The sequence below is a fragment of the Allobosea sp. RCC_152_1 genome (genome assembly GCF_041360765.1).
Lineage (GTDB): Bacteria > Pseudomonadota > Alphaproteobacteria > Rhizobiales > Beijerinckiaceae > Allobosea > Allobosea spartocytisi.
This window is the reverse complement of sequence record NZ_JBFUPU010000006.1, coordinates 68,196-88,756: the sequence shown is the minus strand read 5'-3', so window position 1 is coordinate 88,756 and position 20,561 is coordinate 68,196. Positions and strand designations below refer to the sequence as shown.

The window sequence follows — 20,561 nt, the reverse complement described above, 5'->3', positions numbered from 1 at the left end:
AATCCGGCGGAGCGCTAGATCGGCGAAGGCAGTTTTTTGATGTAGTCGATAAAGGCGCGCAGCGGTGTGGGCACGAGGCGCCGCCCCGGGTAATACAGGAACGGTCCGGAGAAGCTCAGCCACCATTCCGGAAGAAGCGGCACGAGGGCCCCTGTCTCCAAATGCGGCCGGACCCAATCCTCGAAAATGGTGACGATGCCAATGCCGGCGATCGCAGCTTCGATCGCGAGATCGGCGACGCCGCCTGGCTGGACGATCAGCACGGCCGGCGGGTCAACGAGCAGCGTCTGGCCGTTGCGCTCGAACTCCCATGGCGCGAGGGCACGCTGGGGAAAGCGGACGCGGATGCAGCTATGCTGCAGCAGGTCGCGCGGCTCGACGGGGGTGCCCCGGCGATCGAGGTAAGCCTTTGAGGCCACCGTAGCGAAGCGCTGGACCCGAGGGCCGATCGGAAGCGCGATCATGTCGGGCTCGAGGCGCTCGTCGTAGCGGATGCCGGCGTCGCAACCCGCAGCCAGCAGGTCGACGAAATCATCCTCGGCAATGACCTCGAGGCGGATATCGGGATAGGCCGCCAGGAAGGGCGGGACGATCGTCGGCAGGACCAAGCGTGCGGCGCTGACGGGAACATTGAGCCGTAACGTGCCGGCAGGCCGCTCCTTGTAGCCGTTGACGACGTCAAGCGCCGCCTCGACTTCGCGCAGGGCCGGCTCCAGCTTGCCGAGCAGGTCTCGCCCCGCATCGGTCAGCGCAACACTGCGGGTGGTACGATTGAACAAGCGGACGCCGAGCCTATCTTCAAGCCGGCGCATCCTCTCGCTGAGCCCGGACGGACTTTCCCCGGTTGCGCGCGAAGCCCCGCGAAATCCGCCGGCGCGCGCGATGGCGACGAACACATCGAGGTCGGTCAGGCTGGGTCGCATTGTTCGTTGATCCGCACAGACTGTTCGGATTGTGCAGGATTATCATCACGCCACAAGCGCCCTATCTCGAGACCGTACGCAATCGAGGAGATCGTCATGACCGCCGACAATCAAACCTTCGTCTTTGGCAGCCGCACGGTGAAGCGGATGGGCTATGGCGCCATGCAACTCGCTGGAAAGGGCGTCTTCGGCCCGCCGCGTGATCGAGACGAAGCCATCGCCGTCCTGCGTGAGGCCATCGCCAGCGGAGTCGACCATATCGATACCAGCGATTTCTACGGGCCCCATGTCACCAACCAGATCATACGTGACGCTCTGCACCCTTACCCGGACGAGCTGGCCCTGGTCACCAAGGTCGGCGCCCGCCGGGGCAGCGACGGGGCCTGGATCACGGCGAGTTCGCCGACGGACCTGGTCGCCGCCGTCCACGACAACCTGCGCAATCTGGGCGTGGACCAGCTGCATGCCGTGAATTTCCGCGCGATGTTCGATGTGCACGGACCCGCGGAAGGAAGCATCGCGCCGCAGGTCGAGGCGCTCGCCAAGCTCAAGCAGCAAGGGCTGCTGCGCCATGTCGGCATCAGCAATGTGACACCGAAACAGGTGGCCGAGGCCCGCGCGGTGGTCGAGGTCGCCTGCGTCCAGAACCAGTACAATCTCGCCCATCGGCATGACGACGCCCTGATCGACGAACTGGCGGGCGCGGGCATCGCCTATGTGCCGTTTTTCCCGCTCGGTGGCTTTTCGCCGCTGCAGTCGACCACCTTGTCGGATGTAGCCGCCACTCTGGGCGTGTCTCCGCTGCAGACCGCCTTGGCCTGGCTGATGCGCCGTTCGCCCAACATCCTACTGATCCCCGGCACCTCGTCGCGCACCCACCTGCGCGAAAACCTCGCTGCGGCCCAAGTCGTTCTCGACGATGCGACGCTGGCTCGCCTGGATTCGATTGGGCGGGCCTCCTGAAGCAGACTCGCGCCGCATCGCGCGGCGGGTAGAAGGGCGCTCGGCCTAAAAGTCCGCTTTCGGGTGCATCGCTAACGTCCAGTGTGAAGGGTTTCGGATGCTGGCCCTGCGAGCGGGTTTGGACTGGGCTGAGGGCCGGCGTCCGAAAGCCTCCAGGGGAGGAAGCCGCGGCCCGGGCCGTGCGCTATGGGGATTTCGCGGCGCGGTCTGGTGGGCGGGATCGTGCGAGGCGCGCGACGGCGGCGCGATGCTCCGACCGAGATGCCCGGAAGCCCCGGGTTTGCTGCACCTGGGAGGGATCCGGGATCGCCGCAGGGTGCATTTCCGCCATCGGGTCGAACAGGATTGCCCGCTCTCTGGCTGAGATCGGCAGCGCTTCATCATCGTCTCGCCCCGTCGCCATCGTCATGATGTGTCGATCCTGACGGTGAAGATGGCGACCGAACCCAAGAAACTCGGCGATCTGTTCCTCGATACCCTGAAGGACATCTACTACGCTGAAAAGCAAATCCTGAAGGCCCTGCCGAAGATGGCACGTGCCGCCACATCCCCCGAGGTGAAGAAGGCGTTCGAAACCCATCGCGATGAAACCGAGACCCATGTCGAGCGGCTCGCCGAGGTCTTCGAGATCCTCGGCAAGGCACCTCGAGGCAAAACCTGCGACGCCATTCTCGGCATCATCGACGAGGGCAAGAGCATCATCGAGGAATTCGAGGGCAGTCCTGCGATCGATGCGGGCCTGGTCGCCGCCGCCCAGGCCGTCGAGCATTACGAGATCGCCCGCTACGGCGCCTCAAGACCTGGGCCGCGCAACTGGGCCTGAAAGATGCGGTAACGCTGCTCGATCAGACGCTGAGTGAGGAAACCAAGACTGATCAGCTTCTCTCCAAGGTCGCCATCTCTTCGGCGAACAGGAAGGCCGCGTGATGCCGCCAGCTTGAGGCGGACCGCCCCAAGCGCGTGAGCTCCGGGGTTACGAGATCAAGATGAGAGAGACGTTCGAAATTCACGGCCGCAGCAGCGATTGGACGCTGATGGGCGGCACGTCCGGAACCCACCTCCGCGGACCGGCGGAGGGGCTGATCGAGGACGCTGTCGAGCAGTGGCAGATGTCCGAAGGAGAACCCATGCGCATAACGACAACCGAAGCCTATGCCGAAGCGACCGCGCGGATCCAAAGCCTATCCGACGCACCCGAGGGCAGCGAGCAAGCTGTTGAGCTCGCGGAACTGGTTGCGGCGGTACGGCATTGGAAAGCTGCGCAAGTCTTCCTTGGGCGTTGGCGATGCATCGGCGCCCCGGGAACACCCATACGGCGCAACGCGCGGGCCAGGCCGGTGCCGAGGACGAGCATAGGGCGGGGCCCAATCCAAGGTCTGCCAACCCGACGGGACCGCATCCCCTTCCGAAGAGAGCGATACGGAGAGGCCAGCAGAAACGTCCCAAGATGCCCCGCCGGCCGACAGACCCAGCGGAACGGTCAGAATGGTTGGCGGCAACTGATCCTATCGGGTCTGGACCTTCAGAGGAACGCAATGGCTGCCCACGGGCTGGTACATGGCGAGCTCGGCCCCAACTGCATTCACCTATGCGTCGACATGCAGCGGCTCTTCGGCCTCGGTTACCCCCTGGGCCTTTCCCTGGCTCGAGAAAGTTCTGCCGGCCGGAGGAACTGTGCGGATCGCATCCGGAACGGGTCCTTTTCACGCGCATCGTGCCAGTCGAGCGCGAGGGCGATGGACGCGGCACCTGGCAGCGTTATTACAGAAGATGGCCGGAGGTCACCCTGGAGAGGGCGGGCGCGGATGCCGTCCGCCTCATGCCTTCGCTTGAGAGGTTCGTGCCGCCCGCCCAGGTGCTCGACAAGCGGGTCTACTCCCCCTGGACCGAAGGCGACATGGATCGCTTCGTCGCGGCCCGCGAAATCGATACGGTCATCGTTACCGGCGGCGGGACCGATGTCTGCGTTCTCGCAACGGTGCTCAGAGCCGTGGATCGCGGCTTGCGGGTGGTGCTCGTGACGGATGCCCTGTGCAGTTCATCCGACGCCACGCACGATGGATTGATGGAGCTTTACCTTTCCCGCTTCAGCCAGCAGATCGAGGCCGCGACCACGGAGGAGGTCCTGGCTCATTGGCGATAACGGGCGAAGCTTGGGCGGGCCCTCCTCCTATCACGAGGTCCCCAAACGGAACTGCCGTAGCGGCCGCAGTTCCTGTTCCAGCGGCAGACGTCGGATCGCCGTTGTCCGCCGGCGGCCCAACTTCACGACGGGTCGAACAAACTCCCCTCAGCTTCGTTCACGCTCCATCCAGGTGAATGACATGAAGCATTTGCGACTTTCAGCTCTCGATCTCGATCGCCGGGTAGCCAGGCTCATCGCGCGCAACAGATCCCGACGGTTCGAAAGACCGTTGCAATGGCTGACCCTCGGAGCCGATGAGCGCCTGCTTCTTCCGGCCGTATCGCTCTGTTGGCTGCTCTCGCGCGGCGGCGGAAAACTCCGGACCAGCCAAGCCAACCACATTTTCCTGACAATGGTGACGACGGCGATCCTGCCTCATCTCCTGAAGGGGGTCGTCGATCAGGAGCGACCGGATCGCTGCGAAATCCATGGGAATCGCCACGGCATTCCGCGCTCCGGACAAGCATTCGACGCGTTTCCGTCGGGACATGCGGTCCACATGGGAGCCCTCGCTTCCGCCCTCTCCCGGCTGGCCCCGCGTCACGGGGTTCTGATCTGGGGCTTGACGACGTCCCTCGCGATGACCCGGGTCGTCCTGCTTGCTCATTGGCTCAGTGACGTCGTGGTTGGTGAAACCCTCGGAATCGCGATCGAGAACCTGCTGCACGCCATCGATCGATCGCCGGAGGCTTAGGCCGCATGGCGCTCGCAGATCGCACGAAGACGGCCCTCGATGAATCCCGCATGCTGATGCTGGGCGCGCAGATCCTCTTGGGCTTCCAGTTCCAGGCGCCCTTCCAGGACGGCTTCGCGACCATTTCGAGCGCCGAGAAGACGACCGAGCTCGCCGTTCTCGGCTTGATCATACTCGTGGTCGGGTTGCTCATCGCTCCAAGCGCCCATCATCGAATTGCCGAAGACGGCGGAGCCAGTCACCACTTCATCCGTTTTCTCACCCGTGTGTCCCTATCCACGCTGCCGATCTTTGCCATCGCGATCGGTTTCGATTTGGGCATCGCGGGAATGCGGATCGGCGGCCTTGTCGTCGGGGTCGCCGGCGCTTTCCTGGGCGCCGTGCTGCCACTGGCAATCTGGTTCGGGCCCCTGCTGTTTCACCGTCCGCACGAGGATGAAGACATGTCGACCTCCGACAAGAAAACCCCTCTCGACGCCAAGATCGACTATGTCTTGACGGAAGCTCGCGTCGTCCTCCCGGGAGCGCAGGCGCTCCTGGGATTTCAGCTCGCGATCGTTCTTACCAACGGATTCCAGCAGTTGTCGTCAAACCTGAAGATGACGCACGGTGCCGCCCTGGCCTTGATTGCGCTCTCTACGGCTCTCCTCATAGCGCCCGCCGCATATCACCGCCTCGTATATGCCGGTCGCAACGAGCCGGAATTTCATCGTCTGGCGAGCCGCCTGCTCCTGATCGCAACCGTCTTTCTTGCGCTGGGCCTCGCCACCGACACCTATCTCGTCGTTTCCAAGATCGTCGACGATGCGCGGCTGGCTCTCTGGAGCGCAGTGGCGGTGGCCCTGGTCCTACTCGGTCTCTGGCACATCTGGCCTTGGTGGCGTCGCGCAGTGGCCTGAGTCGCGTCCCGGGGCTGTGGCAGACGAATTGCTGAAGGGCGGATCGACGGCGAGTGATTGTTCGGTTTCGCGACGTTTAACTGGAAGAGTCCCGCATGCAAGTTCTGACGCTGTGCCGGTTCGGATCTGATTGGGTGTTTCGCGACGTGACCGGTGAAATTTATGGGCGTTCCGCCGATATTCGTGACACGTACGATGCCGCCCAGCGCATGGCGCGACGGACCGGAGCGCTCGTTGAATTGTCGACCGAGGCTGAAATCCACTACAGGGCGGCTATGGCGAGCCTGTCGGTTGACAACGAAGCTTCACCACCTCCTGAATCCCGGCACGGTTTTCGCGCGGCATTCGCGCGTCTGCGGGCAAGGCGCCGGAGAAAATGAAACCGACCGTTGAAGCCTATACCGTCGCGTTGCCGTGGTACGAGCGGGAGGATTATCGATGCCTCTGGGATCTCGCCCACGATAGAAGCGAAATGCCCGCCGACTAGGAGGTGTAGCACGCGGCTGCGCTCGGCGTCATCAATGCCTGGCTGGCGCGCGGACGGGCACTGCAAATCGTGACGATCACGCCGGATGAGTTTCTTGCGTGGTTGCAGGCCGAAGGAGTCCCCCAACACGGCGGCGACGCGGCTGAGATACGTGGAGACGAAGGCTCGGGACGCCGGAAGCGAGACCGGGGGCTTGGGCCTCGCCGCTGATCCGGGAGCGGTTTCGACATCGAAGGACAGGCTCGTCGCAGATCCCTCCGACTCGAGCGACGGCACCGAATCCTGATGCCGCGAAACCACGCATGGTGGCGGTGCCAGACAATAGCGGCTTTGCCCCTGTCTCCTGATGCAGGTTCAGCTCCGCTCGATCAGCGCGGAAGTGGATCCGCGATGGGGCGTTCGCCACAATCGGCCACCAACGCCGCGATCGTGGCCCGGTATTCCGACCAGGTCGCCAGCGGCCGCATGCACCCGCTACAGCGCACCTCACTGTTGGGCATGAGGTCAAGGGGAATGCGCACGCTTGCCGACCCGCACACCTCGCACTCGAATCCTTCCAGACGCATCTTCCAACTCCCGAGTTCTCTCCAGCCCCCGCAACCGCCGCGAACGGATCCCGGAACGATCGATCGAAGGATCGGTTCCCGTGAGTGCAAGGCATTGCTCATTTCGGCCTGCCGCTGTGCTTCTTGTCTTTTTCTTCAGCCGCTGCCTCCGAGGTCGACATTTCGCGAAGTTCTGCGGAGGTATGCTTCTCCGCGAGGTCTCGCGCCTGCCCGCCTAAAGAGACACCTTTGCACTGCCGCACCTTCCGCCGACGCTTGGCTGACGAGGCGCCCCCCACAAAACAAGGTAGTGCCTGGGAGGTTCGGCACAGGAACCGTTCTGTGCGTTAGCGCACATCAGGAATGCCAGTACGATAAGCGCGGCCGGCATTCCAAGCGGGCTTAAGGCGCTAAGCACTTGTGCAGGCGTACAATTCAGAACGGTTCGAACATATTCGATCCGAAGACGTTGCACGCAGACCACTGCGGAGGTCTGTCATGAATGCGAAGCGCGAACGAAGCCGTTCGGTCTGGATGGATGTCGAGGTAGCGCCCAAGGCTGAGCCTCTTCGATCGGACCATTCCGCCGATGTCGCCATTGTCGGCTCCGGAATCGCGGGCCTGTCCATTGCCTACGAGCTGGCGGAGCGCGGCCTGTCCGTCGTCGTTCTCGATCGAGGCGAAATCGCCGGCGGCATGACGGCGCGCACCACGGCTCACCTGGCTCCCATCTGCGACGACTCCCTCGCCGAATTGCTATCGATGCGCGGCCAGGAGCTGGCGCGGGGCTTCCAGGCCAGCCAGAGCGCGGCCGTCGATCGCATCGAGGCCATCCAGGAAGAACTCGGAATCGACTGCGAGTTCAGGCGACTCGACGGGATCCTTTTTCTCGATCCCGAAAGCGAGGAGAGCGTCCTCGACGACGAGGTTTCAGCGGCAGAAGAAATCGGCGTCACCGTCGAGCGCGGAAAGGGCTTGCCCCTGCGCACGCTGGAGGACCGTCCATTCCTGCGGTATCCGGATCAGGCGACCTTCCACCCCTTGAAGTATCTACGGGGCGTGGCCAAGGCGCTGAGCGCGAAGGGCGCGCGTCTCCATCCCGACACTCCGGTCGTCGGGGTAAACGAGAAGGACGGCCGGGTCGAGCTGAAGCTGGAGTCGGGCCACACCGTCACGGCCGGCCATGCCGTGATCGCGACCAACTCACCGATCCATGACCTCGTCGCCCTGCACACGAAGCAGGCGCCCTACCGGACCTATGCCATGGGATTCGAGATCGAGACCGGAAAGCTCGACGACGCCCTCTACTGGGACACCCAGGATCCCTATCACTACGTCCGCCTCACGTCCGGCGAGGATGGCAAGGACATCGTGATCGTTGGTGGCGAGGATCACAAGACGGGCGAGGCGGATGACGCCGATGCACGTTTCGCCGCTCTCACCTCCTGGGCCAAGACCCTCATCCCGGATCTCGGTCCCGAGCGCTATCGCTGGTCTGGCCAGGTCATGGACACGCTCGATTATTGCGGCTTCATCGGACGGGAGGCGGGAAGCAAACGCGTGCTCGTTTCCACGGGCGATTCCGGGCAAGGCATCACTCACGGCGTCGTTGCCAGTCTCCTTATCCCGGACCTGATCCTGGGTCGGGAGAATGAGTTCGCCGCGGTCTACGATCCCGACCGCAAACCCATCAAGGCCGCGTCGACCTATGTGAGCGAGAACATCACAGCGGTGAAGAACTTCGCCGAATATCTCGCCCCGGGAGAGTTGTCCTCCATCGATGAGCTTAAGCCCGGACAAGGCGCGATCGTCAGGCGCGGAATCAGCAAGATCGCGGCCTACCGGACCGAGAAGGGCGAGGTCATCGAGAAGTCGGCGGCATGCACGCATCTCGGCTGCCACCTTCACTGGAACTCGTTCGAGGAATGCTGGGACTGCCCCTGTCACGGATCGCATTTCGCGCCGGACGGCAGCGTCCTGAACGCCCCGGCGATCGGACCTCTCGCGGACGTCGAGGCATCGTCATGATCCATCATGTCTCGCTCGGCACCAATGACGTCGCCCGGAGCAGGAAGTTTTATGACGCCGTGCTCGGGGTACTCGGACTGGGCCTACTCAAGGCGTCGCAGGACTCCGCGGATTATGGCGTGTCCACCGTCCTCTTCAGCTTGGAGACGCCCGTCAACGGCAAGCCCGCTTCCGCGGGGAACGGAGTCCATATCGCTTTCGAAGCCGGCGGCCGAAGCAAGGTCGACGAGTTTCATCGCGTCGCTCTGTTGCACGGCGGGTCGGACGCGGGCGCGCCGGGCCTGCGGCCGGAATACGACCCCAACTATTACGGCGCCTTCGTCCTCGACCCGGACGGGAACAAGATCGAGGCGGTCACGCATCACGGGAAATGAGAAAGGGAAAGCGCGGATGCTTGAGACCCTCGCCAGGGCCGCTCTGTCCGGCACGGCCGTGAGCCTTGCCTCGACAATCGCCCTCGCCCTTGCCGCAAAGGCCGAGGGACGACATCCGGTACGCCCGACCAATGCGACGGGACACTGGGTCCGAGGCGACGAGGCGGCAGCATCGCGAGCCTTTGATGCGAAGCACACCTTGTTAGGTTTCGCGACCCATGAGGGCGCCTCGATTTTCTGGGCGGCAATCTTCCAGGCGCTTCGCAAGCTCGGCCCGAACCGCCCGGCATCGGTGGATGCCATCGGGGTGTCGGCCTTGGCGGCCTTCGTCGATTATCTCGTCGTCCCGAAGAGACTGACCCCGGGTTGGGAGAAGGTGGTCACCCCGCCATCCATCGGCCTCGCGTATGGCGTCATGGCGCTCGCACTTTGGGCTACGTCATCGCCATCGGGGAAACTCGAGCGATGAGGCCCGCCCTTTCGGATGCCGTTTTGGGGGCGCTGTCGGGTTTCGTCGCCACCTTCCCGATGACCGCGACGATGTCGCGACTGCATCGGAGATTGCGGCGCTCCGAGCGATATCCGTTACCCCCCGGGGAGCTCTCCGAGGATTTGCCATCGCTCGGCGTGGACACCGGCACCGCATCGCTGGTCCACCATTTCCTCTATGGCGCGGCAGCCGGGACCCTCTTCGGTGCATTCAGCCCGGGAAGGGGCTTGGCGTCCGGATCGGCCTATGGGGTTGTTGTTTGGGCCGCGAGCTATCTCGGCTGGATCCCCGCATCGCGGCGCCTTAAGCCCGCGACGCGGCACCCTGCGCAGCGCAACAGCCTGATGTTGGCGGCACATCTGGTCTGGGGCGGTGCCTTGGCGATCGGTCTTCGGGAGCTGGACCGTTCACGCACCGCAAGCTTTTCCTTGTCGACCAGTTCCGAGCCGCGCCTGAAAGATCGTCCCGGGAGATCCCCATGAACACCGCCAACCTCCAGCTCGAAGGTTTGCTCCTGGCGGTTGCGGCCCTATTCGCCGAGCTGAAGCAAAAAGGAGCGCTCGACGCCAATGAGATCGAGGCAGCCCTCGATCGGGCAGCTCAGGGCGCGTCGGATTGCACGACGGAACTCTCGGAGGCCAATGCTGAAGCGGTCCGCTTTCCCATTCGCTTTCTGAGAGAGGCTTTTCGACAAACGGAAGGAAGGCTGGACTATAGAAGTCTCGCCTCGGCGGTCGGCCGAGCCCGGGACGCGGGCCCCGCACGGTAGGGTCAGCCGAGGAGAGCGATCTGCGGTCGGGCTATCATGAGCCATAGGATGGCGAGGATCGCGCCGAAGGCCGGAAAGCCGAAGACGAACCAAGTCCAGAAGAGCACGCGATACTGAGGCGGCAGGGGTGCATTCGCGCGCTCGGCAGCCTCCGCGAGATCGCGCATCTTCATCTGCATGACGACGACCGGCAGCCAGAAAATGCCGATGACGATGTAGAGGATGATCGACAGCACGATCCATCCCTCGGTCAGGTCATAGCCCGCCTCCCGGGCCAGGAGCACGCCCGTGACGGGTTGGGCGATGACCGCGCTGGCCGTAAAGACGAAATCCGCGATTACGACAATCCGTGCGACGCCCGCGATCTTGCTGACATGGCCGGTGGAGTGCGCCATCACCATGAAGAAGGCGATCCCGGCGCCGGTTCCGATCAGCACGATCGCACCCAGGAGATGCAGGTATTTGAGGACCAGATACATCATCAGCGGTCCCTCAACGTTGCCAGGCCGACCAGCATGAGCGCGATGACCGGCGCGATCTTGAGCAGTGAGGCGAGCGGATCGAACCATAGCCATGGCGTCACGATCGACCCGGCGAGCGCATAGGCCGCCGAAACGGCAATTCCGGCGAGCAGCGCCAGGTGGGTCGTCCTGCGGATGGCCATTCCAACGCCGACCGCCAGGTCTGCCGCCCCACCCGCCATGATGACGAAGTTCGCCCACGGGTCGGTAACTCCGCCCTGCTTCATCAAGCCCAGACCCGCGGAAAAGCCGGGACCGACCGAGGCCAGCCCGGATCCGATCCAGAATAGGACGAGGCTGCTGATCACGACCGGTTTCAGGAGATATAGGGTCGCGAACCACCGGTCCTGCACGGAGGCAGGTCGGGCCTCGAGGATCTGCGAAATCCGCCTGGGCTCGATGCCGGTGACGAGCTTCCACTCGGTATCGTCGCCGACGGCTCCCCGAGCGATCTCCGCCCTCGCCGTACTGCGAACCGGTGGACGCCATCCAAGCCTTCCGGTCATGTCCCCCAAGCCATAGGCGATGCTGGCCAACCAACGTGGCAGGGCGAACTCAACAGCCGGAGCCAATCCGAGCCATCTGCGATAGAGCCCGACCAAATCAGAGAATTCGAAGTATTCCGGTCCGGCCAGCTCGACCGCGACACGCGTCCGGGCTTCCTGGTGGAGGAAGTGTTCGACGGTCGCGACGACATCCTCGAGCGCCACCGGGCGCAGCGGTCCCGTACCTGGCATGACCGGCAGAACTGGCAGGCTCGAAAGCCCCCTGATGAGTGCACTTGCTCCGTACACCGGTGCGCCCAATACGACCGAGGGACGAAGGATCACCCAATCGAGAGAGCTGCCGGAAAGGATCTCATCGCCTGCGTATTTCGTGGTTGAGAACTTCGTCGGCGTCGCCCGGTCGATGCCCATCGCCGAAAAATGGATGAAGCGCCTCACTCCTGCGGCCTGGCACCCGGCGATCAGTTCGCTCAACCCGGACCGATGGGTCCCGTCGAGGTCGTCGGATGGACCGTCCTGAAGCGCCCCCGCACAATTCACGACGGCTGTAACGTCTTCGAGCAGAACCGCCCATTCGACCCGACTGGTGCGCCCGACTTCGGCCGCCTTCCAAACGACACCGGATTGGCTCAGCGCGTTTCCCTCGACATGCCGCGCTACCTTGACCAGATGGAAACCGCGCGACGCCAACGAAGCGGCGATGCTCGTTCCGATCAGCCCGGTCGCCCCAATGATCGCAATGCGCTCCAAGGTGCTCTCCGCTGCACGGGGAAAACGGGTGATCGGCCTATCGACGCCGGACCGAATAGGCCCCGGGCTTCCTGCCTGCCTCTGAAAATTTGCTGCGAACGGGAGGAGCGCGGCGCAGCATGACAAGCGTTGCCATGGCGGCAACCGCACCGGCCAATGCGCCGCCGATGGCGGTGGCCATCAACCTCTTCGACCGAACGAGGCGCTTCGTGGTCGGCGACCGATCCAGCGAATCTTGCAGGCGACCGATGATCGGCTCGGACGGCGTTCTCGAGATGAGATAGCCCGCCAGGACTGGCGCGACGGCTCCCAGAAAGAGGCCCGCGGCGACAGTCAGGCTAGCTGCGACTCCGCCCCATCGGAACATCAGGAAGGTGTAGAGCGCGTCCAGCGCGTACCCCGCCGCGAATAGCACGAGAAGGCCGCCGGCGGACCACAGGCCATAGATGACGAGACGGCGACGAAGCGCCGCCTTGGCCGTCTCGACGAGATGGGCCACCAGCCTTCCCACCACCTATCTCGCTGCCCAGAATCCGACGACCACGCCGATGGCGGCAGCCCAGGCCAAGGCTCGCATCGGCTGTGCCCTCACCTCTTCGATGACCAGTCTCTGCAACTTGCTGACCCCCTCGCCCGCTACCTCGGTCATTCGATCGGTGTCGATGCCCACGGACTTCAGATTGGATGCAATTTCGCTTCCGGCTTCCCGGCCCTCGGAAACCATTTCAGCGGCCCGCTTCGTGGCGCGATCACCATCGTCCTCACCTGCCATAGTACCCTCCTGTCAAAGGAATATCGCAGGTTCCAACGGTCGCTGACGCGGAAGAGTTCCGCGCCTTTCATCTGCTGGCTATTGATGATCGGAACGGCTCCCATCGTCGCGAGCGGAACCCTCGCCCCTGGGCCCGAACTTATTGTCGGCGGCGTCAGCCCCGCGCAGGCCGATGGGTTGAGGCGGCCGCTTCGTGGTATCGCGCAGCGTCTGGCGCTCGGCCCCGGAATTCAGCTCCGCCCCAACGAGAATGATCGTCGCGGACAGCCACATCCACATCAGCAGCGCAATGACGGCGCCGAGCGCGCCGTAGGTTTTGTTATAGTCCTCGAAACTGGCGACGTACCAGGAGAACAGTACCGAGCCCAGCAACCAGGCAACCCGCGTATTGGGCTAGCTTGAGAATGACCTCAAGGATTGGTCTCCAATCCTCCCGGGCCAAAATCATTTTGGAACGATATGGACGCGCTCTTTGGACCACCGCATGACACAGCGCTCCCCCCGGGCGAGCGCTGGCATGTCGAGACCCGGCACGCGGGCGCGCAGTTCCTGACCGGCGCTCTTGCCGATGACTAGGAAGCTGTCGCCGTAATTGACGATCTCGTCGACGGTGAAGCAGATGTCTTCGGGAGACCGCTCTTCCTTGGAAAGGCGAATGGTCTCCGGCCGCAGGAGCACGTCGACTGGAGTCCCCGGGGTAAGATCGCCACGTCCGACCGCGATCGAGCCGAAACCCGGTAGATCGACACTCCCGCCACGGCCGATGACGCCCTCGATCAGGTTGCTGTCGCCGATGAAGGAGGCGACGAAGCGCGTCTGCGGCCTGGCGTAGACCTCCGCCGGGCTGCCGATCTGCTCGATCCGCCCGCGATTGAACACCGCGATGCGGTCCGACATCGCCATCGCCTCGCCCTGGTCGTGCGTGACATAAACCATGGTCACGCCCAGCTCGCGGTGGATCCGCTTGAGTTCGATCTGCATCTGCTCGCGCAGCGCCTTGTCGAGCGCGCCGAGCGGCTCGTCGAGCAGCACGACATCGGGCTCGAAGACGAGTGCGCGCGCCAGCGCGACGCGCTGCTGCTGCCCGCCGGAGAGCTCGGCCGGCTTGCGGCCGGAGAAATCGGCGAGACCGACCATGGCGAGCGCATCGGCGATGCGCTTGGCGGCCTGCGCCTTCGGCACCTGCCGCATCCGCAGGGGGAAGCCGACATTGTCGGCGACGCTCATATGCGGAAACAGTGCGTAGTTCTGGAAGACCATGCCGATGTTGCGGTCATAGGGCTCGACGCTGTCGATCTTGCGCCCGCCGATCGCGATCTCGCCGCTGCTCGGCTTGGAAAAGCCGGCGATCATCATCAGCGTTGTCGTCTTGCCGGAGCCGGACGGACCGAGGAAGGAGACAAACTCGCCGGGCTCGATCTCGAGATCGATGCTGTCGACGGCGTTCTGGCCAGCCAGGTAGCTCTTCGACAGGCCACGCAAGGAAAGGGCTCGGGCGTTCTTCATGGTCTGTCCTAGGCTTTCGCGCGGGCAGGCTGCGGCTTGACGAGGCGCGCGGCCCAGCGCGCGCCGATGACGACGAGAACGGCGGCAAGCAGCAGCGAGGAGGCGGCGGAGATGGCTGGGTCCGCCTCCATCTGGAAGCTGTTGAACATCTGCCGCGGCAAGGTCGCGCTGTCGCGGCCCGAGATGAAGATCGCGATTACGGTCTCGTCGAAGGAGTGGATGAAGGCGAACAAGGCCGCGACCATGAAGGCCGGGCGCAGGATCGGGAAGGTCACCAGCCGGAAGGTGGTGAGAGGGCGTGCGCCGAGGCCGGCCGCGGCATTCTCGACCCGACGGTCGAAATTGGCGAGCGCCGAGGTCAGGGTCAGCACCACCACGGGGATGGTCAAGCAGGTATGGGCAAGGATGACGCCGGTCATGCTCTGCACCAGCCCGAGCGAGCCGAAATAGCTATAGTAGCCCAGCGCCATCACAATATGCGGCACGATCAGCGGCGACAGCACCAACATGCGGAAGGCGGAGCGGAACCGGAAGCGATGCCGCATCAGGGCGAAGGATGCGGGCGCCCCGAAGAGCATGGCCAGCGCCATCGTCCCGAAGCCGATCGCGAAGCTGTTGAACAGCGGCCCGGTCCAGTTCGGGTCGGAGAAGAAGCGCCGGTAATAGCCGAGCCAGAAGCCCGGCGGCGGGAATTCGAGCGAAGGCGCCGTGCTGAACGACATCGGCACGACGATGAACATCGGCCCCGCGAGGAGGATCGCGACAAGAACCGCCAGGGTGATCGTGGAGCGGGACATGCTACCTCCACATCCTGTCGAGACCGAAAAAGCGGTCATAGATTGCAAACAGCGCGAGCGCGGCGGCGAGTAGGATCATCGAGGTCGCGGAGGCCGCGCCGAAATCGAGCAACTGCTCGATCTCTTGGCCGATTCGCCCGGCGATCATCTTGTCCTGCGGGCTGCCGATCAGGGTCGGCGTCACGTAGAAGCCGAGGCAGGTGATGAAGACGAGCGTCGCGCCGTTGACCACGCCCGGCAGGCTCTGCGGGAAATAGACCGTGAGGAAGGCCCGCAGGGGCCGGGCGCCAAGGCTCGCGGCGGCGCGCATATAGCTCTCGTCGATCCGCTTCATCACGGCATAGAGCGCGAGCACCATGAAGGGCACGAGCATGTGCGCCATCGCGAAAGTTGCAGCGAAGGTGGTGAAGAGCAGGCGCGGGGGCGGGCTGACGCCGAGCGCAGTCAGCAGCCCGACGACCGGCCCCTTCGCCCCCAGGATCACCATCCAGGCATAGGTCCTGACCAGGAAGCTGGTCCAGAAGCTCAGCGCGACCACGCCGAGCAGTAAGCCGCCGACGGCGCCGCCGCGCCGGGCCGCGACATAGGCGATCGGATAGGCGAAGACGAGGCTCGCAAGCGTGACGACGAAGGCGGTCTGGAAGGTCCGCGCCAGCACGGCGAGGTCGTAGCGCGAACCGAAGAAGGTCGCGTAGTTGCCGAAGCCGAATTCCGGGTCGCTGACGCTCATCCAGACGACGAGGCCGAGCGGGATGAGGAAGAAGGCGGTGAGAAATAGCGCCGCCGGCACATAGAGGATGAAGGGCGGGCGCAAGAGGGTCACCAGACGCGCCCGCGCAGGAAGCGCGGGCGCCTCGGCCGCGAGCGCGGGGCGCGTCAGCTCGACAGCCATTGTTCGAAACGCTTCGCCATGACGTCGAATTGGGGGCCGAGCTTCTCCGCGTTCAGCACGACGGCCTTGGCCAGGTTCTCCGGCGAGGTCGGCATCCGCGCGACCACCTCCGGCGGCAGGCTCTTGAACGAGGCCGGGTTCATCGGGCCGTAATTGTTGCGTTGGGCGAACTGCGCCAGCCGCTCCGGCTGCACGGCGAACTCGATGAAGCGCCAGGCATTGCGCGTCCGTGGCGTGCCGCGCGCCACGACCCAGGCCGCGACATCGATCACCGCCTGATCGTAGCTCAGCGCGATCGGCACCTTCTGATCGATCAGCTGCTGGGCGCTGGTGTTCCACATGCCGATCAATTCGATCTCGCCATCGCGCAGCAATTGCTGGGATTGCGGGCTCTGGCTCCACCAGACGCGGACATCCTTCTTGATCCGGTCGAGGGATTTGAAGGCGCGGTCGAGGTCGTAGGGGAAGAGACCGGTCGGTGCGACGCCATCCGCCATCAGCGCGAAGGCGAGCACGCGGGCGGAATAGTTCTGCAGGCAGCGCGAGCCCGGGAACTTCGCCGTATCCCAGAACTCGGCCCAGTTCTTCGGGCCGCCCGCGGGAAACTTGTCCTTCCGGTAGGCGATGACATTGGCGAAGGCGTGGGAATTGACGCCGTTGAGGGTCACGGCGCCGGGCCAGAGCGAGGCGGCCGGGATTTTGCTCTCGTCATATTTGTCGAGCAGATTGGCGTGGTTGGCGCGGGCAAGCTCGGAGACGCCGAGCGTCGTGACGTCGAATTCGTAGACGCCGGTGCGGACCTGCGCCGCGAGCTTGGCGAAGGAGACCGGCGCGATCGTCTTGATCTCGATCCCCGTCGCCTGGGTGAAGGGATCGAAGAGCACGGCGCGCGCCGCCTCTTCCCAGGGGCCGCCCCAGGTGTTGACGTAGATCGCATCGGCCGCGCGGGCGCGACGGATGAAGGGCATCGACAGGCTGCCCGCGCCGGCGGCGACGAGCAGTTTCCGTCGTGAGAGCCGCAAGCTCGAAGCGTCGTCGCCGGTCATGGTTCTCTCCTCTCAGCCGAACACAGCGCGATAGACGCGCAGCCAATTCCCGGAGGTGATCTTCTCCACTTCTTCCGGGTTGAACCCCTGTTTCGCCAGCGCCGGCGCGACCGCAGCCAGGCCACTGATCTTCTTGAGCCAGGCCGGCTTCTCGCTCGGGGCCGTATTGGTAGCCGAGCCCGCGCCATACTGGGCCGTCCGCGTCCAGCGCCCCTGGCGCATCCAGTCGAGATAGGTCTGGCTGGTGTGATGGCTGAAATCAGTGCCGAGGCCGACATGGTCGATGCCGGCGATGTCGACGGTGCGCGCCACCATCTCGGCCCAGGCATCGACGCGGTCGCAGGCCTCGACCGGGGTGATGTTGCGATAGGCGGCGCAGCCGATGATGCCGCCCTTGGCAGCCAGTGCCTTGATGACCTCGTCGCTCTTGTTGCGCTTGTGCGGGAACACGGAGGACGGGTTGGCATGGGTGATCGCGATCGGCTTTTGCGACCATTCGATCGCGTCGAGCGTCGTTCTGTCACCGACATGCGAGCAATCGACCAGCATGCCGCATCGGTCCATCTCGCGCACGACCTCCCGCCCGAAGCGGGACAGGCCGGGGTCGACAGCTTCGTAGCAGCTCGAGCCGACATCGTTCTGGTTGTTGTAGGTGAGCTGCAGGACGCGGACGCCGAGATCGGCGAAGAGCTCGACATAGCGGATGCGCCCGTCGAGCAGGTTGGTGTTCTGGTAGCCGAGCAGCAGCGCGGTCTTGCCGTCCCGGTCGGCGGCGAGGATATCGTCGGTCTTCAGCGCGATGGTGACGAGGTCGCTATTGGCGCGCGCCATGTCGCGCCATTTGCCGATCGCGTCGAAGGATTCGATTGCGCCCTCCCAGAATCCGAGCGTCGGCGTGACGCAGGTGAAGCCGCCGGCCTTGAGCTCCTCGAACACGTCGCGGCCGTAGAAGCCGCATTGCAAGCCGTCGACCAGCATCGGTTTGAACCTTTACAGGATGGAGGTGGGGCGCAGCCGTATGGGATCGGCGGCGAGCATGGAGAGGTCGGTTTCGTCCTCGTCGTTGCGACCGACGATGCGGCCATCGGCCTCGACACGGATGGTGCCGGCATGGCGGCGGCTCTCGAAAGAGTCGGGAGCAAGCGCCGCATGCGAGGCGTGGTAGAGCGGCCACCACAAGCCTGCCGCGACCGTGCAGCCTTCGCGCCGGACGTGGTTGAGCAGGCCTTCGGTTCGCGCCAGGCGGGGTCGGACTTCCAGGAGTACGCCGCCCGCTACCTCGGAGCAGATCGCCGTGAGGCCATGCTTTTCGGCGAGCCCGGCGACCACACCGAACTCGCACGGGCTCACCGCGCCGCACACCAGAACCTCGCCGCGCCCCGTGAGGCGGAACCGCTCGACGGCGAGATCGAGTAAGGCTTCGGCGACGAGCCAGGGATGCTGGCCGGCAACATCGACTTGCAGAACGCCGTCCTCGCCTTCTCTCAATGTGGCGGGCTTGACAGGCGAAGCGGCCAGCGCAGCGATTTCGGCCGAGAGCTTCTCAAAGCCTGCGACGGGCAGGATCGCGGACACCACCGCCGCATCGCGGACGGCGAAGAGAAGCCCCGGAGCGACACCGTTCGCCTGGACCAAGCGTTCGATGATCAGGCGTATCTCGCGCAGGGTGAGGCGCAGCTCCGTCATGAGCGGGGCTCCGGAGGATAGAACCAGTGGGGATCGGCCGTTCCCGCCGCGAGATCGGCGGGCGTCGGCGCGCCATGGAAGATCACGCCGCGCAGGTTGCGGTTGAGGAAGTCGCGCGCCTTGTCGATGCCGTGGATGCCGACATTGAGCAGGCGCGTGATCTGCGCCGGGACGAAGTCCTCGCTCATGATGTCGGCATGCGGCGAATGGTAGGGCAGCCCGGCCAGCGCTTGGACGCGCGTTGCGATCAGCCGGTGCTCTGGATGCTGGAGCAGGAAGCGGGCGACGCAGGTCTTTGGGTCTGCTTGGCTGAGGTCGCGGTCGAGCGCGACGATCAGTCGGGGCAGGTCGAGGCCGAGATTATGGGCTTCGCCGATTTCCTCCCGCGGCCCCCGGCGCGGCTCCTCGGCGGTGCGCGACTTGTACCAGATATAGCGCTGCGAGCGCTCGGAGGTGAGATCGAGATCGAAGGCCCAGCGATAATCGCTGCGGACGATCTCACGCAGCCGCCCGAGCGGCATTTCCGGCCGGCCGGTCAGTTCCTCGTCGATGACCAGCGTGTCCGAGAGGCTGTCGGCGACGTCGGGAACCAGCTCGATCAGCAGCGAGAGCAAGGTCTCGAAGGCCTCGGCATGAACGCGGCCGTCGAGCGAGGCCGTGAAGTCGAGCAGCGGGGTCGCGCCCGTCTCGCCCGCCTGAGCCAAGGCGATCAGCGCGTCGAGCTCGCGGCGGATGACGACCAGATCCTCGGCGATGCGCAGGCTCGGTGTGAAGGACTCGTATTCCGAGCGATCCTGCTGGCGTGCGACGATCGCCTTTTCGAGCAGGCTCGCCAGCGTTCGCAGTGGCGCCGCGTCCCGCCCCACCGGCACCAGCTTGCCATGGGCGATGGCGGTCTCGCGGATCGTCAGCCACTGGTTGATCAGGCGCGGATGGTTATTGACGAAGAACATCAGCCCGAGCGCCGAGCCGTTGCCGACGCCGAGGAAGCGGGCGAGATCCGGCGCGAAGCCCGCCGCCTTCGTGCCCCCCTGCAGCCGCGCAAAATGCTGGACGAGATCGAGCGCGAAGACCCGCATCATATAGGCGGTCAGCATCTGCGCCTGCAGCGAGGCGCGCAGCGGATGGTCCTTCTCGAAGGCGAGGAAGGACTTTGTGCCGAAGGTGCCGTTGCCGTCGATGCCGGTGTTGCGCATCAGGTAACAGGTGCCGCCGAGCGCTTCGACCGGCGGCTGCTCGCCTTTGGCCAGAGCGTTGACGGCAAGGTCGAACAGGCGGCCGGAGCGGTTCGAGCGCGCCCAGGTCAGAGTATTGGGCGTGGCGCGCCCTTCGTAGAGCTTCGGCAATTCGCTCTGGAGCGCCGCGACCGCTGCGGGCGACATGTCGCCTTCGACCAGCGCGCCCATCATGTCCCAGGCGCGGCCGATAATGCGGCCTGTGCGTTCACGCGCGGAGGGCTCGAAGGAGAAGATCGGGAAGGAGAAGCGCCAGCTACCCGCCTCAATGGCATAACGGGCGTGGCCGCGGCCCTTCTCGTCGATGTCGAAGGCCTTCTGCGTGATCGTCCAGCGCTGGCGTGAGGCCCGAGCGATCAGGTTGCGCGAGGCGCTGATGCGCGAGGGCTGGATGGCGGCGAGCCGCTCCGGCCGCATCAGTTCATCCGGACTGCGCATCAATGCACGCGGCAGCAGCGGGCCTTCCGGGGCGAGAAGGGCGGAAACCGTCATG

23 protein-coding genes and 1 pseudogene are annotated in these 20,561 nt (G+C 64.8%); 11 read left to right on the top strand and 13 right to left on the bottom strand.

The window, feature by feature from the left end; genetic code table 11:
• Positions 1-14: 14 nt before the first annotated feature.
• Complete coding sequence (locus tag AB6806_RS19785) at positions 15-923, bottom strand: LysR family transcriptional regulator (RefSeq protein ID WP_370955295.1); 909 nt, start codon at positions 921-923, stop codon at positions 15-17.
• A gap of 96 nt (positions 924-1,019) precedes the next feature.
• On the opposite strand from AB6806_RS19785, the gene AB6806_RS19780 reads away from it, so the two are divergent.
• The 11 genes and pseudogenes from AB6806_RS19780 to AB6806_RS19730 all read left to right on the top strand — a co-directional run bounded on the left by AB6806_RS19780 (position 1,020) and on the right by AB6806_RS19730 (position 10,357).
• Positions 1,020-1,886, top strand: a complete 867-nt coding sequence (locus tag AB6806_RS19780; RefSeq protein WP_370955294.1) for an aldo/keto reductase family oxidoreductase — start codon at positions 1,020-1,022, stop codon at positions 1,884-1,886.
• Positions 1,887-2,319: 433 nt separating this feature from the next.
• Positions 2,320-2,813, top strand: a pseudogene (locus tag AB6806_RS19775) (YciE/YciF ferroxidase family protein).
• Between the two features lie 787 nt (positions 2,814-3,600).
• The gene (locus AB6806_RS19770) at positions 3,601-4,029 is read left to right on the top strand and encodes a cysteine hydrolase family protein (RefSeq protein ID WP_370955293.1); all 429 of its coding nucleotides are present in this window, start codon (positions 3,601-3,603) and stop codon (positions 4,027-4,029) included.
• Between the two features lie 181 nt (positions 4,030-4,210).
• A complete protein-coding gene (locus AB6806_RS19765; protein ID WP_370955292.1) occupies positions 4,211-4,765 on the top strand; it encodes a phosphatase PAP2 family protein in 555 nt (184 codons plus the stop codon).
• A gap of 5 nt (positions 4,766-4,770) precedes the next feature.
• A complete protein-coding gene (locus AB6806_RS19760; RefSeq protein ID WP_370955291.1) occupies positions 4,771-5,664 on the top strand; it encodes a DUF6328 family protein in 894 nt (297 codons plus the stop codon).
• Positions 5,665-5,759: 95 nt separating this feature from the next.
• The gene (locus AB6806_RS19755; RefSeq protein WP_370955290.1) at positions 5,760-6,044 is read left to right on the top strand and encodes a hypothetical protein; all 285 of its coding nucleotides are present in this window, start codon (positions 5,760-5,762) and stop codon (positions 6,042-6,044) included.
• A 1,150-nt stretch (positions 6,045-7,194) separates the two neighbouring features.
• Positions 7,195-8,724 carry an FAD-dependent oxidoreductase gene (locus tag AB6806_RS19750; RefSeq protein WP_370955289.1) on the top strand — a complete coding sequence of 510 codons (1,530 nt, stop codon included), beginning with the start codon at positions 7,195-7,197 and terminating at the stop codon, positions 8,722-8,724.
• Positions 8,721-9,098: a VOC family protein gene (locus AB6806_RS19745; RefSeq protein ID WP_112764440.1), complete on the top strand. Its 378-nt coding sequence runs from the start codon at positions 8,721-8,723 to the stop codon at positions 9,096-9,098. The genes AB6806_RS19750 and AB6806_RS19745 overlap by 4 nt, the downstream gene beginning before the upstream one ends.
• Before the next feature lie 16 nt (positions 9,099-9,114).
• Positions 9,115-9,567: a hypothetical protein gene (locus tag AB6806_RS19740; RefSeq protein WP_370955288.1), complete on the top strand. Its 453-nt coding sequence runs from the start codon at positions 9,115-9,117 to the stop codon at positions 9,565-9,567.
• A complete protein-coding gene (locus tag AB6806_RS19735; protein ID WP_370955287.1) occupies positions 9,528-10,070 on the top strand; it encodes a hypothetical protein in 543 nt (180 codons plus the stop codon). The genes AB6806_RS19740 and AB6806_RS19735 overlap by 40 nt, the downstream gene beginning before the upstream one ends.
• Positions 10,067-10,357 (top strand): hypothetical protein, encoded by a 291-nt coding sequence (locus tag AB6806_RS19730; RefSeq protein ID WP_370955286.1) that lies wholly within the window; start codon positions 10,067-10,069, stop codon positions 10,355-10,357. Before AB6806_RS19735 ends, AB6806_RS19730 begins: the two co-directional genes overlap by 4 nt.
• A 2-nt stretch (positions 10,358-10,359) precedes the next feature.
• On the opposite strand, the gene AB6806_RS19725 is transcribed toward AB6806_RS19730, so the two are convergent.
• The 12 genes from AB6806_RS19725 to AB6806_RS19670 all read right to left on the bottom strand — a co-directional run bounded on the left by AB6806_RS19725 (position 10,360) and on the right by AB6806_RS19670 (position 20,560).
• Complete coding sequence (locus tag AB6806_RS19725) at positions 10,360-10,839, bottom strand: DUF2269 family protein (RefSeq protein WP_370955285.1); 480 nt, start codon at positions 10,837-10,839, stop codon at positions 10,360-10,362.
• Positions 10,839-12,134: an SDR family oxidoreductase gene (locus AB6806_RS19720; protein ID WP_370955284.1), complete on the bottom strand. Its 1,296-nt coding sequence runs from the start codon at positions 12,132-12,134 to the stop codon at positions 10,839-10,841. Before AB6806_RS19720 ends, AB6806_RS19725 begins: the two co-directional genes overlap by 1 nt.
• A 37-nt stretch (positions 12,135-12,171) precedes the next feature.
• Positions 12,172-12,633: a hypothetical protein gene (locus AB6806_RS19715; RefSeq protein WP_370955283.1), complete on the bottom strand. Its 462-nt coding sequence runs from the start codon at positions 12,631-12,633 to the stop codon at positions 12,172-12,174.
• Positions 12,634-12,648: 15 nt separating this feature from the next.
• Positions 12,649-12,906 (bottom strand): hypothetical protein, encoded by a 258-nt coding sequence (locus tag AB6806_RS19710; RefSeq protein WP_370955282.1) that lies wholly within the window; start codon positions 12,904-12,906, stop codon positions 12,649-12,651.
• Positions 12,907-12,984: 78 nt separating this feature from the next.
• Positions 12,985-13,278: a YihY/virulence factor BrkB family protein gene (locus AB6806_RS19705; protein ID WP_370955281.1), complete on the bottom strand. Its 294-nt coding sequence runs from the start codon at positions 13,276-13,278 to the stop codon at positions 12,985-12,987.
• A 72-nt stretch (positions 13,279-13,350) separates the two neighbouring features.
• Positions 13,351-14,412, bottom strand: coding sequence for an ABC transporter ATP-binding protein (locus AB6806_RS19700; protein WP_370955280.1), 1,062 nt, complete (start codon positions 14,410-14,412; stop codon positions 13,351-13,353).
• 8 nt (positions 14,413-14,420) lie between these two features.
• The gene (locus AB6806_RS19695; RefSeq protein WP_370955279.1) at positions 14,421-15,209 is read right to left on the bottom strand and encodes an ABC transporter permease; all 789 of its coding nucleotides are present in this window, start codon (positions 15,207-15,209) and stop codon (positions 14,421-14,423) included.
• Between the two features lies 1 nt (position 15,210).
• Positions 15,211-16,101 (bottom strand): ABC transporter permease, encoded by an 891-nt coding sequence (locus tag AB6806_RS19690; RefSeq protein WP_370955278.1) that lies wholly within the window; start codon positions 16,099-16,101, stop codon positions 15,211-15,213.
• Positions 16,086-17,147 (bottom strand): ABC transporter substrate-binding protein, encoded by a 1,062-nt coding sequence (locus tag AB6806_RS19685; RefSeq protein ID WP_370955277.1) that lies wholly within the window; start codon positions 17,145-17,147, stop codon positions 16,086-16,088. Before AB6806_RS19685 ends, AB6806_RS19690 begins: the two co-directional genes overlap by 16 nt.
• Positions 17,148-17,159: 12 nt before the next feature.
• Entirely contained in the window at positions 17,160-18,125 is a 966-nt protein-coding gene (locus tag AB6806_RS19680) for a dipeptidase (RefSeq protein WP_370955276.1), read from the bottom strand.
• 12 nt (positions 18,126-18,137) lie between these two features.
• Entirely contained in the window at positions 18,138-18,833 is a 696-nt protein-coding gene (locus AB6806_RS19675) for a hypothetical protein (protein ID WP_370955275.1), read from the bottom strand.
• A complete protein-coding gene (locus tag AB6806_RS19670; RefSeq protein WP_370955274.1) occupies positions 18,830-20,560 on the bottom strand; it encodes a hypothetical protein in 1,731 nt (576 codons plus the stop codon). Before AB6806_RS19670 ends, AB6806_RS19675 begins: the two co-directional genes overlap by 4 nt.
• Position 20,561 lies beyond the last annotated feature (1 nt).

Excerpts from the sequence above, each read along its gene's own strand:
- AB6806_RS19765 (WP_370955292.1), top strand. The coding sequence starts at position 4,211 with ATGAAGCATTTGCGACTTTCAGCTCTCGATCTCGATCGCCGGGTAGCC.
- AB6806_RS19685 (WP_370955277.1), bottom strand. The coding sequence starts at position 17,147 with ATGACCGGCGACGACGCTTCGAGCTTGCGGCTCTCACGACGGAAACTG.
- AB6806_RS19695 (WP_370955279.1), bottom strand. The coding sequence starts at position 15,209 with ATGTCCCGCTCCACGATCACCCTGGCGGTTCTTGTCGCGATCCTCCTC.
- AB6806_RS19785 (WP_370955295.1), bottom strand. The coding sequence starts at position 923 with ATGCGACCCAGCCTGACCGACCTCGATGTGTTCGTCGCCATCGCGCGC.
- AB6806_RS19750 (WP_370955289.1), top strand. The coding sequence starts at position 7,195 with ATGAATGCGAAGCGCGAACGAAGCCGTTCGGTCTGGATGGATGTCGAG.
- AB6806_RS19700 (WP_370955280.1), bottom strand. The coding sequence starts at position 14,412 with ATGAAGAACGCCCGAGCCCTTTCCTTGCGTGGCCTGTCGAAGAGCTAC.
- AB6806_RS19690 (WP_370955278.1), bottom strand. The coding sequence starts at position 16,101 with ATGGCTGTCGAGCTGACGCGCCCCGCGCTCGCGGCCGAGGCGCCCGCG.
- AB6806_RS19675 (WP_370955275.1), bottom strand. The coding sequence starts at position 18,833 with ATGACGGAGCTGCGCCTCACCCTGCGCGAGATACGCCTGATCATCGAA.
- AB6806_RS19740 (WP_370955288.1), top strand. The coding sequence starts at position 9,115 with ATGCTTGAGACCCTCGCCAGGGCCGCTCTGTCCGGCACGGCCGTGAGC.
- AB6806_RS19730 (WP_370955286.1), top strand. The coding sequence starts at position 10,067 with ATGAACACCGCCAACCTCCAGCTCGAAGGTTTGCTCCTGGCGGTTGCG.
- AB6806_RS19680 (WP_370955276.1), bottom strand. The coding sequence starts at position 18,125 with ATGCTGGTCGACGGCTTGCAATGCGGCTTCTACGGCCGCGACGTGTTC.
- AB6806_RS19725 (WP_370955285.1), bottom strand. The coding sequence starts at position 10,839 with ATGATGTATCTGGTCCTCAAATACCTGCATCTCCTGGGTGCGATCGTG.
- AB6806_RS19755 (WP_370955290.1), top strand. The coding sequence starts at position 5,760 with ATGCAAGTTCTGACGCTGTGCCGGTTCGGATCTGATTGGGTGTTTCGC.
- AB6806_RS19780 (WP_370955294.1), top strand. The coding sequence starts at position 1,020 with ATGACCGCCGACAATCAAACCTTCGTCTTTGGCAGCCGCACGGTGAAG.
- AB6806_RS19745 (WP_112764440.1), top strand. The coding sequence starts at position 8,721 with ATGATCCATCATGTCTCGCTCGGCACCAATGACGTCGCCCGGAGCAGG.
- AB6806_RS19760 (WP_370955291.1), top strand. The coding sequence starts at position 4,771 with ATGGCGCTCGCAGATCGCACGAAGACGGCCCTCGATGAATCCCGCATG.
- AB6806_RS19670 (WP_370955274.1), bottom strand. The coding sequence starts at position 20,560 with ATGACGGTTTCCGCCCTTCTCGCCCCGGAAGGCCCGCTGCTGCCGCGT.
- AB6806_RS19710 (WP_370955282.1), bottom strand. The coding sequence starts at position 12,906 with ATGGCAGGTGAGGACGATGGTGATCGCGCCACGAAGCGGGCCGCTGAA.